The 16,832-nt window shown below is 34.0% G+C and carries 17 protein-coding genes; 5 read left to right on the forward strand and 12 right to left on the reverse strand.

Going from position 1 to position 16,832, the window contains the following annotated elements; all coding sequences use genetic code 11:
* The first annotated feature begins 10 nt into the window (after positions 1-10).
* Positions 11-361: a toxin-antitoxin system YwqK family antitoxin gene (locus tag ACIQZ1_RS04040; RefSeq protein WP_396159304.1), complete on the forward strand. Its 351-nt coding sequence runs from the start codon at positions 11-13 to the stop codon at positions 359-361.
* A 52-nt stretch (positions 362-413) separates the two neighbouring features.
* Here ACIQZ1_RS04040 and ACIQZ1_RS04045 read toward each other — a convergent pair whose 3' ends face one another.
* The 10 genes from ACIQZ1_RS04045 to ACIQZ1_RS04090 all read right to left on the reverse strand — a co-directional run bounded on the left by ACIQZ1_RS04045 (position 414) and on the right by ACIQZ1_RS04090 (position 10,949).
* A complete protein-coding gene (locus ACIQZ1_RS04045) occupies positions 414-1,127 on the reverse strand; it encodes a 3'-5' exonuclease (protein WP_396159306.1) in 714 nt (237 codons plus the stop codon).
* A 2-nt stretch (positions 1,128-1,129) separates the two neighbouring features.
* Positions 1,130-2,287, reverse strand: coding sequence for a serine hydrolase domain-containing protein (locus tag ACIQZ1_RS04050; RefSeq protein WP_396159308.1), 1,158 nt, complete (start codon positions 2,285-2,287; stop codon positions 1,130-1,132).
* 110 nt (positions 2,288-2,397) lie between these two features.
* A complete protein-coding gene (locus ACIQZ1_RS04055) occupies positions 2,398-3,561 on the reverse strand; it encodes a class I SAM-dependent rRNA methyltransferase (RefSeq protein WP_396159310.1) in 1,164 nt (387 codons plus the stop codon).
* An 86-nt stretch (positions 3,562-3,647) separates the two neighbouring features.
* Positions 3,648-4,304: a CoA transferase subunit B gene (locus ACIQZ1_RS04060; RefSeq protein WP_396159312.1), complete on the reverse strand. Its 657-nt coding sequence runs from the start codon at positions 4,302-4,304 to the stop codon at positions 3,648-3,650.
* Between the two features lie 38 nt (positions 4,305-4,342).
* Positions 4,343-4,696, reverse strand: coding sequence for a four helix bundle protein (locus ACIQZ1_RS04065; protein WP_396159314.1), 354 nt, complete (start codon positions 4,694-4,696; stop codon positions 4,343-4,345).
* Positions 4,697-4,727: 31 nt separating this feature from the next.
* A complete protein-coding gene (locus ACIQZ1_RS04070; protein ID WP_396159316.1) occupies positions 4,728-5,426 on the reverse strand; it encodes a CoA transferase subunit A in 699 nt (232 codons plus the stop codon).
* A gap of 8 nt (positions 5,427-5,434) precedes the next feature.
* The gene (locus tag ACIQZ1_RS04075) at positions 5,435-7,759 is read right to left on the reverse strand and encodes a penicillin-binding protein 1A (RefSeq protein ID WP_396159318.1); all 2,325 of its coding nucleotides are present in this window, start codon (positions 7,757-7,759) and stop codon (positions 5,435-5,437) included.
* Positions 7,760-7,767: 8 nt separating this feature from the next.
* Positions 7,768-8,256 carry a gliding motility lipoprotein GldH gene (locus ACIQZ1_RS04080; RefSeq protein WP_396159320.1) on the reverse strand — a complete coding sequence of 163 codons (489 nt, stop codon included), beginning with the start codon at positions 8,254-8,256 and terminating at the stop codon, positions 7,768-7,770.
* On the reverse strand, positions 8,246-9,400 hold the full coding sequence (locus ACIQZ1_RS04085; RefSeq protein WP_396159322.1) for a stage 0 sporulation family protein: 1,155 nt from the start codon (positions 9,398-9,400) through the stop codon (positions 8,246-8,248). The genes ACIQZ1_RS04080 and ACIQZ1_RS04085 overlap by 11 nt, the downstream gene beginning before the upstream one ends.
* Positions 9,401-9,578: 178 nt before the next feature.
* The gene (locus tag ACIQZ1_RS04090; protein WP_396159324.1) at positions 9,579-10,949 is read right to left on the reverse strand and encodes a rhodanese-related sulfurtransferase; all 1,371 of its coding nucleotides are present in this window, start codon (positions 10,947-10,949) and stop codon (positions 9,579-9,581) included.
* Positions 10,950-11,133: 184 nt separating this feature from the next.
* On the opposite strand from ACIQZ1_RS04090, the gene recA reads away from it, so the two are divergent.
* Both recA and ACIQZ1_RS04100 read left to right on the forward strand, forming a co-directional pair.
* Positions 11,134-12,138: a recombinase RecA gene (gene recA / locus ACIQZ1_RS04095; RefSeq protein ID WP_291242689.1), complete on the forward strand. Its 1,005-nt coding sequence runs from the start codon at positions 11,134-11,136 to the stop codon at positions 12,136-12,138.
* Between the two features lie 79 nt (positions 12,139-12,217).
* On the forward strand, positions 12,218-12,625 hold the full coding sequence (locus ACIQZ1_RS04100) for a hypothetical protein (RefSeq protein WP_396159326.1): 408 nt from the start codon (positions 12,218-12,220) through the stop codon (positions 12,623-12,625).
* A 34-nt stretch (positions 12,626-12,659) separates the two neighbouring features.
* Here the strand turns inward: ACIQZ1_RS04100 and ACIQZ1_RS04105 are convergent, their stop codons facing one another.
* The gene (locus ACIQZ1_RS04105; protein WP_396159328.1) at positions 12,660-13,391 is read right to left on the reverse strand and encodes a lysophospholipid acyltransferase family protein; all 732 of its coding nucleotides are present in this window, start codon (positions 13,389-13,391) and stop codon (positions 12,660-12,662) included.
* 121 nt (positions 13,392-13,512) lie between these two features.
* Here ACIQZ1_RS04105 and trpS point away from each other — a divergent pair, with 121 nt between their 5' ends.
* Entirely contained in the window at positions 13,513-14,484 is a 972-nt protein-coding gene (gene trpS / locus ACIQZ1_RS04110) for a tryptophan--tRNA ligase (RefSeq protein WP_396159330.1), read from the forward strand.
* 72 nt (positions 14,485-14,556) lie between these two features.
* On the opposite strand, the gene dprA is transcribed toward trpS, so the two are convergent.
* The gene (dprA, locus tag ACIQZ1_RS04115) at positions 14,557-15,663 is read right to left on the reverse strand and encodes a DNA-processing protein DprA (protein WP_396159332.1); all 1,107 of its coding nucleotides are present in this window, start codon (positions 15,661-15,663) and stop codon (positions 14,557-14,559) included.
* Positions 15,664-15,807: 144 nt separating this feature from the next.
* On the opposite strand from dprA, the gene ACIQZ1_RS04120 reads away from it, so the two are divergent.
* Positions 15,808-16,776, forward strand: a complete 969-nt coding sequence (locus ACIQZ1_RS04120) for an SPOR domain-containing protein (RefSeq protein ID WP_396159334.1) — start codon at positions 15,808-15,810, stop codon at positions 16,774-16,776.
* Positions 16,777-16,832: the final 56 nt, after the last annotated feature.

Below are 16,832 nucleotides of genomic sequence, written 5' to 3' on the forward strand. Positions count from 1 at the left end.
ACCTATAATTATGAAAAATTTAGCCCTTATTTTTGGTTTAATTTTGTTTACTTCTTTCGGTTTTGCTCAAGAAACTGAGGCAGTTGGAGAACAAATTTCTGAAAACACATTAAAAGTAACGTATTATCATTCTAACGGTAAAGTAATGCACCAAGGAAATTATATTGATGGAAAAGCAGATGGTTTATGGAAATCGTTTGATGAAACAGGTAATTTAGTTTCGGAAGGTTCTTTCGAACAAGGGAAAAAAACAGGTCTTTGGAATTTTTATACCACAAAAGCTTTAAGCGCAGTAGTTTATTCAGATAACGAAATTGCGGATGTGAAAAAGTTTAGTACCAATGCTTTAGCAGGAAACTAAAACATAATTAAAATAAAAAAACCACGTAATGATTACGTGGTTTTTTTATGCCTTATACTTTCAAAATTTCATCTGAAGTTAATAATTTTTGCAGTCGCAACTTCAATATTATTTGCGCTACAGCTATTACATCTTTTTCACAATACGTAGCAATTCGGTCAATATCTTTGTCTTTGTAAAACACTTTTGCTACTTCACTTCCATCAATATCATCTTTAGGAGAAGGAACACCCAATACTTTTGTTAATAATTTTAAAGAGGTGAAGTGTTTGTAATCGCCAAATTTCCATAATTCTAACGTGTCTAAATGCGGTACTTCCCATGGTTTTTTGCCCATTAAATTTAATTTGTCTGGAATTTTTATTCCGTGAATTAACATACGACGTGCGATAAACGGAAAATCAAATTCTTTTACATTATGTCCGCACATGACATGCTGTGGTAAATTAAAATGATTGTTTATCAAATTAGAAAAATCCAATAATAAGCGTTCTTCATCTCCTTGAAACGTGGTGACTCTAAATTGTCGTTCGCCACTTTTTTGCGTAAAATAGCCTACAGAAATGCAAATTATTTTACCAAACTCAGCCCAAATGCCGGCTCTTTCGTAAAATTCTTCTGGAGAAACGTCTTCTTTTCTTTGATATTGCGTTTTGTGTGCAAAAAGTTCTTGAAAATCAGAATCTAAATCTGAAAAATGTTCCGTTTCAGGAACCGTTTCAATATCTAAAAATAAAATATTGTCTAATTGGATGTTGTTTAGCATATCTATTTCTTTTTATTAATCATTTTTAAAGCTTCTTCTATATAAACATATAAATCGTTACTATGTGGGTCGGTTTGAGTTTGTTTACCTTTTAAATGCCCCAATCGAACAATAATAACATCGTCCTCTGGAAGTACAATCACAAATTGCCCCAAATGACCTCGCATGTAATATATTTTCTTTCCGTTTATTTGATGCAACCACCACCCATAACCATATTCCGGACTATCGGAAAATCGCGGTTGTAATGATTTTTCAACAAACGAACGCGCTAAAATTTGCTTGCCATTCCAAACACCATTTTGTTTGTAAAGTTTACCAAATCGGGCAAAATCTCGAGCCGTACTGGCAATACAACAATAGGCCTTTTCAATACCAAAATCGGCGGCATCTAATTGCCAAAGCGCATCGTTTTCGGCACCCATAGGTTTCCAAAAATGCTCAGACACATAATTAGAAAGATACATTCCTGTAGCTTTTTCAATACACATCGCTAATAATTGTGTGGCGCCGCTTAAATAATTAAATTTTTGCCCTGGCTTGTCTTTGATGCTTAAACCTAAAATGACTTCTTTTAATTGGTCGTCAAAATACGCCCGAGTTACAATAGAAAATGGACTATAGTATTTTTCGTCCCAACTTAACCCAGAGGCCATAGAAGACAAATCGCCAACCGTAACATCTTTAGCAAATTTGCCTTTTAATTTTGGAAAAAAATCGGTAACTTTTTGATCTAAACTTTTAATTTTTCCTTGCATTATGGCTTTTCCTAAAGCTGCCGAAACAATGCTTTTGGCCATAGAAAAAGAATTACTTTTAGACGTGTTGGTGTACCCATCAAAATAAGTTTCATGCCAAATACTATCGTTTTTTATGATAAGGAACGCTACGGTTTGTAAGTTTTTATGAGCCGTATTTAATATGTCTGTAGCTGGAACGCTATTGTAATCTTTAGAAACCGCCCAAGGTTGAGCTATTCCTTTTTGAATGTTACGGTTTGGAAATTCTTTATAATCTTCTAAAAACGCAGTGGTATGTCCTTTTAAATAAATGGTTTTTACGGCACGAAGCAAGTAATCTACATCAAATGCATACAAGATAAGAATAAAGCCAACACAGCTTATAAAAAACCATTTAAAGAAGGTAAGAAACCGTTTCATAGGGCAAAAGATTTGATAAGCAATATAATAAAAATTATAATGTTATTGTTTTATTCTAATGAAAAAATTAGCGGCATAGTAGTTTTTAGCAAATTACTGAACACTAAAATCTACTCCACAAACAAAACCAATCCTTTCAAATAATGTCCTTCGGGGTGGTAAATATTGGTTGGATGGTCTGGGCCTTGTTCTAATTTATGTAATACTCTGATGTTTCTTCCGGTTTCTATGGCTGCGGCGGCAACAGTGTTGTAAAACAACACATCGTCAATTACTTGCGAGCAGGAGAAGGTAAACAAAATTCCGTTGGGTGCTAAGGCTTTTAAACCTGCTATGTTTAAACGTTTGTAGGCTTGCGTTGCGGTATGTTTGCTTTTGATGCTTTTTGCAAATGCAGGAGGGTCTAAAACAATAACATCATAGTGTTGCGTGTGTTCTTTCATAAAGTTGAACACGTCATCAGCTACTGCGGTATGGTTGGCTTTTGGAAAATTCAATTCCATATTACTTGCTGCTAAATCCACTGCTTTTTGAGAAATATCTACTGAAGTTACTAATTTCGCCCCAGCGTTCATCGCGTAAATGGAAAATCCGCCAGTGTAGCAAAAGGTGTTTAGTACTTTTTTGCCTTTGGAGAATTCGCCTAATAATTTTCGGTTTTCACGTTGATCTAAAAAGAAACCTGTTTTTTGACCTTCTACCCAATTTACAGAAAACAAAATGTGGTTCTCTTTAGCAATTGTTTCGACTTTATTTCCGAATAAAAAATAATCGGTTCCTGTATTTGGTAATGTTCCTGCACTTTTACAATAAATGGTTTCGCAATACTCCGAAAAATTCGATTTTATGGCTTCAGCAATTTGCTCCATTTGAAGAAAAATTCCTGTTGAATGCGCTTGAATGACCCAGTTTTTATCATAATAATCAATAATTAACCCCGAAATGCCATCGCCTTCTCCGTGAATCACTCGGAACGCATTGGTAACTTCAAAATCTAATAGTTGAGTACGTAAATACCAAGCCGATTGTAGTTTGGCTGCCCAAAAGTTATCAGAAAAAGTTTCATCGCCGAAAGTTAAAATTCGAACTACGATACTTCCTTTGTCGCTGAAATATCCTGTTCCTAAAGGATTGTTTTGTGAATCGACTACGTCTACCATTTCGCCGTCGTGAATTTCACGACTCACGCCATACACCGCACCGCTGAAAATCCAAGGGTGACGACGTTGAATGGATTTTTCTTTACCTGATTTTAGAATTACTTTTGGAAACATAGTTTGATTTGAAAATGAAAAAATTTGAAAATTTGAAAATAACTGAGTAGTCCATTTTCAAATTCTCAAATCTTCAAATTGATTAATTATATACTCATTTCCGGAATATCTCCTTCAATGATTAAGTCAGCTTCTGTGGCTTTGATTATCTCTTCTACTGAAACGCCTGGTGCACGTTCTAGCAATTTAAACCCTTTAGGTGTTACTTCTAAAACGGCTAATTCTGTTACTACTTTTTTCACACAACCTACACCGGTTAATGGCAGTGTACATTTCTTTAATATTTTTGATTCGCCTGCTTTATTTACGTGCATCATGGCTACGATAATGTTTTCTGCAGAAGCTACTAAATCCATAGCGCCACCCATTCCTTTTACCATTTTTCCTGGAATTTTCCAATTGGCAATATCGCCATTTTCAGAAACTTCCATTGCGCCTAAAATCGTTAAATCAACTTTTTGGGCACGAATCATTCCGAAACTAAAAGCGGAATCAAAGAAACTGGCTCCTGGCAAAGTCGTAATCGTTTGTTTTCCTGCGTTGATAATATCGGCATCTTCTTCTCCTTCAAAAGGAAACGGACCCATGCCTAAAACCCCATTTTCTGATTGAAATTCAACTGAAATATCCGTACGAACATAATTCGCTACTAAAGTTGGAATTCCGATTCCTAAATTAACGTAATACCCGTCTTTTACTTCTTGTGCGATGCGTTGTGCTATTTGATTTTTATCTAATGCCATATGTTATTTGATGATTTGAAAATTTGATGATTTGAAAATTAACGCTTCTTTGAAGAAGATATAATCTTAGAAATTATCAAATTTATCGATTGTAACTTTTTAAATAATTCTTCATTAGGACTTGGATAAAATTCTGATTTTTGGCAAAGTTCTAACCAAAATTGTAATTCATCTGTTTCCTTTGCTGAGATTTTAAACTTGTGTATAAAATCAGCTTTGCTTTCTGCATTTTGGGCTTCTCTAATATTAGCGCCAATTGAAGTTCCGCTTCTAAAAATTTGAGAGGCCATTTCAAAACGGTTTGTCTTTCTAATTTCCTCCGAAAAACAAATTATTTCAAGGGCAAACTCGAAAGTTAATTTTACAATTAAATTATCCTTGTCGTTTCTCATCTTCAAATTTTCAAATTAAAAAATCTTCAAATTACTTTTGACGAACTGTGCGTTGCTCAATTCTTTTTTCAAATTTTTCTCCTTGAAAAATACGATTTACCATAATTCCTGGGATATGAATTTCGTTTGGATTCAATGTTCCTGCTGGTACTAATTCTTCTACCTCAGCAATCGTAATTTTTGCTGCTCCTGCCATACATGCATTGAAATTTCGAGCTGTTCCTTTGAAAATTAAATTCCCCGCTTCGTCACCTTTCCATGCTTTTACAATAGAAAAATCGGCTTTATAGGCCAATTCCATTACGTGCATTTTTCCGTTGAATTCGCGTGTTTCTTTCCCTTCTGCTACTTCTGTTCCGAAACCAGCAGGTGTAAAAAACGCAGGAATTCCGGCTTGTGCAGCGCGGCATTTTTCAGCTAAGGTTCCTTGAGGAGTTAATTCAACATCTAATTCACCCGAAAGCATTTGGCGTTCAAATTCGGCATTTTCTCCTACATAAGAAGAAATCATTTTCTTAATTTGACGTTTTTGTAATAATAATCCTAATCCGAAATCGTCTACACCAGCATTGTTTGAAATGCAGGTTAAATTGGTGATATTTTTTTCAACTAATTCAGCAATACTATTTTCGGGAATACCACAAAGCCCGAAACCTCCTAGCATTATTGTTTGTCCATCTTGAATTCCTTCAAGTGCTTCTTTTACGTTGTTTACTTTTCTTGAAATCATAATATAATTTATAGTCCGTCTAATCCGTCTGTATCAGGTTGTGCATCTATTGGTACTGCAGTGGAATCTGTAGCTGTCGAATCATTTTCAGATCTTCTTGATTCAGTGGCACAATCTACTTTAATTGACATATTTGCTGGTCTTTTAAATGGTTGTTGCGAAATATTAAGACTTGGGTCTGCCAAACATTTGCGCATAAAAATTCCGTAAATAGGTAAAGCGGTTGTAGCACCTTGCCCCATATTTGTACTTTCAAAATGTGCCGAACGATCTTCATTACCCACCCAAACTCCAGCAGCTAAATTAGGAACCATTCCTATAAACCAGCCATCTGAATTGTTTTGAGAAGTTCCTGTTTTTCCTGCAACAGGTCCTTTAATATTATAAGGCACACCCGTTAAGAAATTGGATGGCGCCGAAGCTGCCCAGCGCAAACGAGAACCCGTACCAGATTCCGTAACACCTTCCATTAATTTAATAACTGAATACGCCACATCTTTATTTACCACATCGTGCGATTCTTCCACGCCTTGGTAAATTACCACGCCGTTTTTATCTTCGATTTTTGTGATTAATTGCGGTTTAATATAAACCCCTTCATTGGCAAAAGTGCTAAAAGCAGCTACCATTTCTTCTACCGTAATTTCTACCGCACCCAAAGCAATTGCAGGGCGGTTTGGAATCGCGGAAGTTACTCCTAAATTTTTAGCCATTTCCACAACAGCTGGCGCACCCACTTCATGTATTAAACGTGCCGAAACCGTGTTAATAGAGTTTGCCAACGCTTTTTTCATAGAAACCAAACCACGATATTTTCCATCTGAATTGTTTGGCGTCCAATCTTTATCGTTATTATCTCCTTTTAAAATGGTAAATGGCGAATCCATTATCATATCGCAAGGTGATTTTTCTAATCTGTCAATAGCGGTAGCATATACAAAGGGTTTAAATGTAGAACCTACTTGACGTGCGCCTTGACCAACGTGGTCGTATTGAAAATATTTATAATTGATTCCACCTACCCAAGCTTTTACATGACCCGTTTGTGGCTCCATTGCCATCATTCCAGTTTGTAAGAAATGTTTGTAGTAGATTATTGAATCTTTAGGTTTCATAATGGTATCTCTTTCGCCTTTCCAAGTAAAAATTTTCATTTTCGCAGGCACTTCAAAAGATTGTTTAATTTCAGCATCCGATTTTCCGTTGATACTCATAATACGCCATCTCTCGGAATTTTTCATGGCTTGATACATGATTTTCTGAGTTTCTGCAGGCGTAATATCTAAAAATGGTGCCGTTGGATTGTCCTTTTGACGACGATTGAATTCGGGTTGTAAGTTTGATAAATGTTCTTCTACTGCTTCTTCAGCATATTGTTGCATGCGCGAATCAACAGTCACGTAAATTTTTAAACCGGCCGTGTAAAGGTCAATTTCTTCTCCTTTTTCGTCTTCAATAGCTTTAATGATAGGTTTTAAACTTTCACGTAAGTATTCTCTAAAATAGGTTGCGGTTCCTTCTGCATGACTCTCTGGTTTGAAATTAATCTTAACGGGAATTCGCTTTAATTCTGCTGCCTTTGCTTCCGATAAATACTTGTTTTTTACCATTTGATCTAAAACGGTATTTCTACGTTGGAAAACTTTTTCTTTTCTTTTTTCTTTGGTAGGATTGAATAAGGCTGGGTTTTTTAACATTCCAACAAATAAAGCACTTTCAGCTAAAGTTAAATCTTTAGGTTCTTTATTCATATAAATTTTTGAAGCGGAACGAATTCCAACAGCGCTATTTACAAAATCTACTTTGTTTAAATATAAAGCTATAATTTCTGGTTTGGTATATTGACGTTCTAATTTTGTAGCAATAATCCATTCTTTACATTTTTGAATGATACGAAATGGTAAAAATTTAGAGCCTTCACCATGAAATAAATTTTTGGCTAATTGTTGGGTAATGGTACTTGCGCCACCACTTCTTCCTAAACTTGAAATAGCTCTTAATGTTCCTCTTGCATCTACGCCAGAATGCTCGTAAAAACGTTCGTCTTCTGTAGCTACTAATGCATCTACTAAATGCTTAGGTAAGTCTTGATATTTAACCGGTGTTCTATTTTCTTTATAAAATTTTCCTAACGTTACGCCGTCTGAAGAAATAATTTCAGTAGCGATATTGGTATCTGGATTTTCTAATTCGTCAAACGAAGGCATTTTTCCGAAAAATCCCCACGATGCCAAAAGAAAAAATAATAATACGCCACCAAATGTGTAGCAGAATAATTTCCAAAATTTTCTAACGTAATCTGAATAACTGACTTGGGTGTTGTTAGTTGCCATTTTTTTCTTTATTTTCTTTTTTCAATTCTAAATCCTAAATCTGTAATGCCGGTTAAGTCTTTTACACCTTGAACTTTTCCTGTTTGTCTTACAGCGTGTTCTATTTCTAACGTGTATTTTCCGGGTTTTTCAAAACTATAATTTTCTTTATACCAAAGTTTGCTTTCTTTTACATCTGAAAAACCAGTTCCTAATAAAGTACCATCTGGATTTGCCATTTGATATTCTAAAGTATCTACTACTACTTTACCGTTTGGCTGATTTAATGATACAATTAAAAACAAATTATTATACGGATATTCGTTATTGTTTCTAACGTTTAAAAATAAATTATATACACTAGTGGTGTCTTTTTGTTCAAAAGTAAAAGTAGCTTTTTTATTTTTTTTCCAAGTACCATCAAATGCATGATATTCATCAAAAACCTGTTTTTTATCGCAAGAAATTACAATAAAAAGCAAGAAAAAACTAAGTATTTTAAAAAAATTATTGTTCATTTTTCTTAAACGGTTTCTTTTTTCTTTTATTATTATTGTTCGATTTTCTTTTAGGTTGATCAAATCGTGTTAAGCTATCTTGACCAACAACATTTTCGAATTTTTTCTCCACATTTACCGTTGAAACTTCTTCTACAAAGTCTTCTAATTGCGCAATTTTTTTGCCTTGTTTGTTAATCGCTACAATTTCTTTGGCTTTTTCAGCTGTTAGCGTGTGCCAATGTGCTGGTGCGTTTGCGTACGAAAACCACATTAAATTTTTGAAAATATCTATTTTTTGACAATACGCATCGCCTTTTTCAGTAAGCAATTTTGTATCCATATCTGGCAAGCCTTTTAGTGCATCTAAATACGTATCTAATTCGTAATTTAAACAACATTTAAGCTTTCCGCATTGCCCTGCTAATTTTTGTGGATTTAAGGATAATTGTTGGTATCGAGCGGCTGAAGTATTTACGCTTCTGAAATCGGTTAACCAAGAAGAACAACATAATTCGCGTCCACAAGAACCAATTCCACCTAAACGAGCGGCTTCTTGACGGAAACCTACTTGTTTCATTTCTACACGAATTTTAAACTCACTTGCGTATTCTTTAATCAATTGTCGGAAATCTACTCGGTCATTTGCGGTATAATAAAACGTGGCTTTTGAACCATCGCCTTGAAATTCGATATCCGAAATTTTCATTTCTAATTTAATCGCTATGGCGATTTCACGCGCCCGAACTTGTATGGCGTCTTCTTTATTTCTTACGCCATGCCAAATATCGATGTCTTTTTGAGTGGCTTTTCGGTATACTTTAGGAATTTCGGCATTGTCTTTTACATTTTTCTTGTTCATTTGAACACGAACTAATTCGCCTGTTAAAGACACCAATCCTACATCGTGACCAGAAGAAGCTTCAGTAGCTACTACATCACCTATGCTTAAAGTTAGTTTTTCGGTATTTCTAAAATATTCTTTTCTTCCGTTTTTAAAACGAACTTCTACACAATCAAACGGTGCTTGTCCGCCAGGCAAAGTCATATTTGCCAACCAATCGAAAACCGTTAATTTGTTGCAGCTATCGGTGCCGCAAGTCCCATTATTTTTACACCCCTTTGGTGCACCACCATCGGAAGTTGAACAACTTGTACATGCCATAATTTATATATATTGATCGCCTCAAAAAAATTGAAACTACTTTTCAAATGTTATTTTGAGCGTAAAGATAGCATTTTTTTAACTGAATTTAAACTTTTGGTTTTTCAAGTTTTTACAAACAAAAAAACCTGCTACATCTTAATGAAGTAACAGGCTAATTTTTTCTTATAACTGGTGGTTATATTTTATACATTTTATCTGATTCTCTAATTTTAAATGGCACTACAAAAGTTACTTTATCACCAGGTTTTGCAGTGGTGTTTTCTATCCCATTTATCAACATGGTACCCACTTGCATTTTTTCGTTTCCAGTTGTAGGACCTTTTATAAAAATCGTATCTCCTGTTTTTAACTCTTGGTTTTCAATCAAAAATTGACCTACTTGTGCTTTGGTGAAATAATGTTGCCCTTTGCCAATATATATTTTTCTTTCCGTGGTTAATTTTCGTTTTCTAATTTGGGTAACCGCTGAAACTTTTACCGGTTTTTGAGCAATTTCTTCAAAAATATTTCTTTCCGAATTTTGTTTGAATGTTAACGCCGGTGATTTCCCTTTTTGAAAAATCATATTTCCGTTTTTTAACCCTTTTCTTCGTTTTTCTTGTTCTTCTAATGGCAAATAAATGGTTTCTACACAACTTGTAGAACAACAATTTTCCATTTTTTCAGCACAAGAATCGCACTGAATAAATAATAAGTGGCACGCTTCATTAGCACAATTTATATGGGTATCACAAGGTTCGCCACATTGATGACATTGCGCAATAATATCGTCTGTAATTCGTTCGCCCAAACGGTGGTCAAATACAAAGTTTTTACCAATGAATTTACTTTCTAAACCTTCTTCTTTTATTTGTTTGGCATAGTTTATAATGCCGCCTTCTAACTGAAAAACGTTTTTAAACCCTTGATGTTTGTAATAAGCTGAGGCTTTTTCGCAACGGATTCCACCCGTGCAATACATCACTAAGTTTTTATCTTCTTTGAACTCTTTTAATTGCTCGTTGATAATGGGTAAGCTATCACGGAACGTTTCTACATCAGGTGTAATCGCACCTACAAAATGTCCGACTTCACTTTCGTAATGATTTCTGAAATCAACTACAATAGTATTTGGGTCTTCCAAAATTTTATTAAATTCTCGCGCGTTTAAATGCACGCCTTTGTTGGTTACATCAAACGTGTCGTCATTTAATCCATCAGCTACAATTTTGTGTCTAACTTTTATAGTTAATTTTAAAAAGGAATGATCATCGTGTTCCACCGCAATGTTCAAGCGAATGCCTTTCATAAAGTCGTAGGCTTCAAGCGTTTCTCTGAAAGCATCAATATTTTCTGCTGGAACAGACATTTGCGCATTTATACCTTCCGTTGCGACATAAATTCTGCCTAAGGCATCTAATTTGTTCCATTTCAAAAACAAATCATTTCTAAATTGTGTTGGATTTTCAATTTTGGCATACGCATAAAAAGAAAGCGTTAAACGTTGACCGGCTTGGTCAATTAACTTAGCTCTTTCTTCCGCGCTTAAGGTGTTGTACAGTTGCATGCTATAAACATATTAAGGTTAGAGACGTGATAATCACGACTTAAAGAAATAAAAAACGAATTCTAAATGGAAGAATTCAGCAGCAAAGATAAAAATATTTTTTAATTGAAAATGTGTCAAGAAACTTACAAACAAAATTTGTTGCAATAAAAAAATTCTGTATTTTTACGAAAAATTAATTATTATGAGCACAGAAAAAGAAGCAAAATTAAAAGCCTTACAACTAACATTAGACAAATTAGACAAAACGTACGGTAAAGGAGCTGTAATGAAAATGGGCGATTCTGCTGTAGAAGAAGTAGAAACCATTTCGTCAGGTTCTTTAGGCGTAGACATTGCTTTGGGTGTAAATGGATATCCGAAAGGAAGAATTATCGAAATTTACGGACCAGAATCTTCTGGTAAAACCACCCTAACCTTACACGCCATAGCAGAAGCACAAAAAGCAGGAGGAATTGCCGCATTTATTGATGCAGAACACGCTTTTGACCGTTTTTATGCGGAAAAATTAGGAATTGATATTGATAATTTAATTATTTCACAACCTGATAACGGAGAACAAGCATTAGAAATTGCGGAGAGTTTAATTCGCTCAGGTGCTGTAGATATTGTTGTAATTGACTCGGTTGCCGCATTGACACCAAAAAGTGAAATTGAAGGCGACATGGGAGATAGCAAAATGGGATTACACGCCCGTTTGATGTCGCAAGCCTTAAGAAAATTAACAGGAACCATTCATAAAACAAAATGTACCGTATTTTTTATCAATCAGTTGAGAGATAAAATTGGGGTAATGTTTGGAAGTCCAGAAACTACAACTGGTGGGAATGCATTAAAATTTTACGCTTCTATAAGAATTGACATCAGACGATCTTCGCAAATTAAAGATGGAGACAATGTTATTGGAAACAGAACGAAAGTGAAAATTGTAAAAAACAAAGTAGCACCTCCTTTTAGAACTGCAGAATTTGATATTATGTATGGTGAAGGAGTTTCTAAAGTGGGTGAAGTTTTAGACTTAGCCGTAGATTTTGAAATTATTAAGAAAAGTGGCTCTTGGTTTAGTTATGGTGAAACCAAATTAGGACAAGGAAGAGATTCTGTAAAACAATTAATAAAAGACAATCCAGAATTAATGGATGAGTTAGAAGTTAAAATTAAAGAATTACTAAAAGAACAAAACGCATAAGACAAAAAATCATCCTTTTTTAGGATGGTTTTTTGAATAAAACCAAATTGAAGATTCGGAATTTTTAAAAAGTTGTATTATGAAAAAACTAATAGCACTTATCTCTATTTTTGTACTAGCTATTTCTTGTACACATGAACCTGATGGGCCAAGAGTTCATTTAGAATTAGTTCCTGTGGAAACGGTAGTTTTGCCTACAACCTTTACTGCAAATACCGTTAATGAAATTGAAGTAACCTATTCAAAACCTTCTAGTTGTCATGGTTTCGAAGGTTTTTATTACACCAAAGATGCTTCAACAAGAACTATTGCTGTACTAAATTATGTGATAGAAGAACAAGGATGTTTGCCGTTACTCAATCAATTGCAAACGCAAACTTTAAGATTTAAACCTGAAATTGCAGGAACTTACCTTTTAAAGTTTTGGAAAGGAAAAGATGCCAACGGAGTTAATCTCTATGAAGAATTTTCGGTTGTAGTACAATAATTAAAACGCCTAATAAGGCGTTTTTTTATGCTTATTATTTTTGGAGTTCGGTTAAAATGATATCTCTAACTTGTTGCTTTATATGAAGTTTATCATCCATCGTTTTTCCAATTGTTTCTATTGGTGGATGAATTTTAGCTCTCATTTTTCCTGGTGAGCCACTAAAAAAAGTATACGAAAATCGTTTTTTGTTATCATAAAAAGTTATCGGAACAATTGTAAGTTGGTGCTCAATTGCAATTCGGAAGGCGCCGTCTTTAAATTCGTCTAAAAGTATGCTTTCATCAGGCACACCGCCTTCAGGAAAAATACAAATACTCAAACCTTGTTGAATTCTTTTTTGTGCACGTTCAAAAACAGCAAATCGACTTTTACTATTTTCTCGGTCAACCAAAATACAAACACGTTTGTAAATAAATCCAAAAATGGGAATGTTAACCAATTCTTTTTTTCCAACAAATACAAACGGATGATTTTTTACAGCCAACAACATCAACATAATATCCGTCATTGAAGTATGATTGGCTACCAACATATAACTTTTACCTTCTTCAAAATTTTCAGTGCCTTTTATTGAATATCTAAAACTCATTCCAATTAAAATAACTCGAGCCCAAAGTCGTGCAATTTTAAAAAATAATGAATATGTTTTTTCACTTAAAATAGTAAAAAGTATGAACGGAAATAACACTAGTATTGGCAACAATACCAATAGGTAAAACCAGAAACGGTATAGCAACCAAAACGGATATTTAAATAATTTCATTTCTCAGACAGTATTCGATTTTCAAAAGTAAACAATTTTAAAAAACTTATTCTTTTTAGTTGCTGCTTTTTACTTGGCTCTTTTTACTTAAAAACTTACATTTGCAAAAACAAGAATCAAAATGGCAAAAATATTAACAGGTGTTCAAAGCACAGGAACGCCACATTTAGGAAATTTATTAGGTGCGATTATTCCGGCTATACAAATGGCAAATAATCCTGCGAATGAATCGTTTTTATTTATTGCCGATTTGCATTCGATAACGCAAATAAAAAACGGAACCGAACTCAAACAAAACACTTACAGCACAGCTGCCGCTTGGTTGGCGTGTGGATTAGACACTAATAAAGTCGTGTTTTACAGACAATCTGATGTGCCACAAACCGCAGAATTGTCTTGGTATTTGAGTTGTTTTTTCCCTTTTCAACGTTTAACATTAGCCCATTCGTTTAAAGACAAAGCTGACCGATTAGAAGATGTAAATGCAGGATTGTTTACTTATCCGATGCTTATGGCTGCCGATATTTTATTGTATGATGCCGAAATTGTGCCTGTTGGAAAAGATCAAATGCAACATTTAGAAATTACAAGAGATGTGGCTTCACGATTTAACCATCAAATGGGAGAAACATTTGTGTTACCAGAAGGGAAAACAAGCGAAGAAACTATGCTAATTCCTGGAACTGATGGGCAAAAAATGAGTAAATCTCGAAATAATTTTATCAATATTTTTCTGGATGATACAGCCTTATTGAAACAAATAAAAGGCATTGAAACAGATAGCACACCGTTAGAAGAACCAAAAAATCCAGATAATTGTAATGTGTTTGGACTTTATAAATTATTAGGCACAGAAGAACAAATCGCCCAATTAAAAGCAAACTATTTAGCTGGTAATTATGGTTTTGGACACGCCAAACAAGCGCTTTTTGATTTAATTACTGAAAAATTTAAAACCGAAAGAGAAAAATATAATTACTACATGAACCACACTGAAGAAGTAGATAAATTACTTTTTGAAGGCGCTGCAAAAGCAGGTAAAGTTGCGGATGGCGTTTTAAAAAGAGTAAGGGAGAAATTAGGCTTTATGTAGCATTTTTTCGCTCAGATTTTCATAAATTTCACAAATTAGTTTGATACTAATCTGTGAAATTTTTGTTTAAAACTAAACCACTTCAAACAACTTGCCAGGCAACGGTCTAATAACCCCTTTTAACTCCATATTTAATAACAAAGATGACGTTTTAAAAATAGGAAAATCGCAATCTAATGCTATAATATCCATCAATTCATTTTCTTTATGTACTAAATAGTCATAGATTTTTTGTTCTTCCTCCGTCAAGGAAATAAATAATTGTTTTTGAATAGGTTTGCTTTCTTTTTTATAATCAATATCCCAATTCAAAATATAAATTAAATCCGCCGCGCTATTTAGTAAATGTGCCCGCTGGGTTTTTATCAAATTGTTGCAACCTTGACTAAATTTATCGGTAATTCTTCCCGGAACAGCAAATACATCTCGGTTATAATCATTCGCTATATTAGCCGTAATTAGTGAACCGCCTTTTTCGGCACTTTCAATTACAATAGTAGCTTCGCACATACCTGCTACAATTCTATTGCGTTTGATAAAGTTTTCTCTATCCGGATTTGAAGTACTCCAAAATTCGGTCATAAAACCTCCGTTTTGCTCCATTTGAGAAACATACTTTTTATGTGTTTTGGGATAAATTTGATTTAAACCGTGCGCCAAAACACCTATCGTTTGTAAATTATTTTGCATGGCCGCTTGATGCGCCACAATATCTACTCCATAGGCAAAACCACTAACTATAACTGGATTTAATGGTGCTAAATCTGATATTAGTTTTTTTGTGAATTCTATACCATAGGGTGTGATTTGTCGAGTTCCAACAATATTAATTACTCTTTTATTTTGCAAATCAATAGTTCCAGATTGAAATAAAACAGTTGGACCATCGGCACAATGTTTTAAGCGCTCTGGATACGAATCATCTTCAAAAGAAGCATAAGAAATTTGTTCGTTTTCAATGAAACGAAGTTCGTTTTCCGCCCAATTAAAAATTTTTTTTTCTTGTAAATTTTTGTAGAGATAATCCCCTATGCCGTCAATGGCAACAAAAGCTTTTTTAGAGGTTTGGAATACCGCAGCGGCAGAACCGCATTGTTTAATTAGTTTTTTGGCAACAACATCACCAATTCCTTCGACTTTTAAGAGTGCGAGCGTGTGTAATAATTCGTTATGTAACATGGCGTATAATATATCCTACAAATATATTTATTTTTTTAGAAAATTTATAACAATCTATAAAACGTAGAAAATTTATTTTTAAATTGTTAATAAAATTTGTTAATAAAATTTTGTTTTTGGGCTTGAATACTTAATTTTGCATATATGAAAATAGAAAAATACATTTCAGAATTGTTGTACAGATACCAATGCGTAGGCGTTCCGGGTTTTGGAGCGTTTTTATGCGAATGGCAATCTGCACAAGTTATTGTGGCTCAAAATTCATTTGTACCGCCGAAAAAAGTAATTTCTTTTAATTCTCATATAAAAAACAATGATGGTTTATTGGCCAATCATATCGCATTACAAGAAAAAATTAGTTACGAAAACGCCTTAAATAAAATTCAAACGCAAGTTGTTTTTTGGTTGGAAAAATTAGAAAACAAAGAAAGCTTGGTATTAGAAAATATTGGTGAAATTTTTTCAAATTCTGAACATAATTTTGTTTTCAAACCCAATACGGCTATAAATTATTTGACAGATTCTTTTGGTTTAGCTGGTTTTAATTCGCCAGAAATAGTAAGAGCAAATCAAATTACTTCAGAAGTAGAACCTATTGTTGAAACGCCTGTTTCAATTGATAATACAGTTGAAGAAGAAACGCCAGTTATTCCGTTAAACGGAAAAAATCGTACCAAAAACTGGATGAAATATGCTGCAGCTGTGGCTATTTTTGCCTCTGCAGGAACGTATGGTTACAAAATGTATTTTGACTACACGATTGAACAACAAACAAGTATCGTAGAAAAAACGGTGCAAGAAAAAATAAATCAAAAACTTCAAGAGGCTACTTTTGTGATTCCAAATCCAATAAACGCTATTGATTTAACTTTAGAAGCATCACATACCGAAAAATACCACGTAGTGGCAGGTGCATTTAGAAGTAAACAAAACGCGATTAAAGCTATGAATGATTTAATATCAAAAGGTTTTGAAGCGCATTTATTGACGGAAAACAAATACGGTTTAATTCCTGTTGCTTTTGGAAGTTTTTCTAATTTAACTGAAGCTCAAAATTTAAAAATTCAAATAAAAACAAAAGATAGCGTAGAAGCTTGGTTGCTTATAGACTAATCCCAATTTGGGATTTTTTTATGTCCTTTATTTAATTCAGAGTTAGTATCTTTGTA

This window comes from Flavobacterium sp., from assembly GCF_044341185.1.
Classification (GTDB): domain Bacteria; phylum Bacteroidota; class Bacteroidia; order Flavobacteriales; family Flavobacteriaceae; genus Flavobacterium.

Coding starts and splice junctions, on each gene's coding strand:
- ACIQZ1_RS04065 (WP_396159314.1), bottom strand. CDS start 4,696: ATGAGAAACGACAAGGATAATTTAATTGTAAAATTAACTTTCGAGTTT.
- ACIQZ1_RS04080 (WP_396159320.1), bottom strand. CDS start 8,256: ATGAACAATAATTTTTTTAAAATACTTAGTTTTTTCTTGCTTTTTATT.
- dprA (WP_396159332.1), bottom strand. CDS start 15,663: ATGTTACATAACGAATTATTACACACGCTCGCACTCTTAAAAGTCGAA.
- ACIQZ1_RS04055 (WP_396159310.1), bottom strand. CDS start 3,561: ATGTTTCCAAAAGTAATTCTAAAATCAGGTAAAGAAAAATCCATTCAA.
- ACIQZ1_RS04120 (WP_396159334.1), top strand. CDS start 15,808: ATGAAAATAGAAAAATACATTTCAGAATTGTTGTACAGATACCAATGC.
- ACIQZ1_RS04070 (WP_396159316.1), bottom strand. CDS start 5,426: ATGATTTCAAGAAAAGTAAACAACGTAAAAGAAGCACTTGAAGGAATT.
- ACIQZ1_RS04105 (WP_396159328.1), bottom strand. CDS start 13,391: ATGAAATTATTTAAATATCCGTTTTGGTTGCTATACCGTTTCTGGTTT.
- recA (WP_291242689.1), top strand. CDS start 11,134: ATGAGCACAGAAAAAGAAGCAAAATTAAAAGCCTTACAACTAACATTA.
- ACIQZ1_RS04075 (WP_396159318.1), bottom strand. CDS start 7,759: ATGGCAACTAACAACACCCAAGTCAGTTATTCAGATTACGTTAGAAAA.
- ACIQZ1_RS04060 (WP_396159312.1), bottom strand. CDS start 4,304: ATGGCATTAGATAAAAATCAAATAGCACAACGCATCGCACAAGAAGTA.
- ACIQZ1_RS04090 (WP_396159324.1), bottom strand. CDS start 10,949: ATGCAACTGTACAACACCTTAAGCGCGGAAGAAAGAGCTAAGTTAATT.
- ACIQZ1_RS04085 (WP_396159322.1), bottom strand. CDS start 9,400: ATGGCATGTACAAGTTGTTCAACTTCCGATGGTGGTGCACCAAAGGGG.
- ACIQZ1_RS04100 (WP_396159326.1), top strand. CDS start 12,218: ATGAAAAAACTAATAGCACTTATCTCTATTTTTGTACTAGCTATTTCT.
- ACIQZ1_RS04040 (WP_396159304.1), top strand. CDS start 11: ATGAAAAATTTAGCCCTTATTTTTGGTTTAATTTTGTTTACTTCTTTC.
- trpS (WP_396159330.1), top strand. CDS start 13,513: ATGGCAAAAATATTAACAGGTGTTCAAAGCACAGGAACGCCACATTTA.
- ACIQZ1_RS04045 (WP_396159306.1), bottom strand. CDS start 1,127: ATGCTAAACAACATCCAATTAGACAATATTTTATTTTTAGATATTGAA.
- ACIQZ1_RS04050 (WP_396159308.1), bottom strand. CDS start 2,287: ATGAAACGGTTTCTTACCTTCTTTAAATGGTTTTTTATAAGCTGTGTT.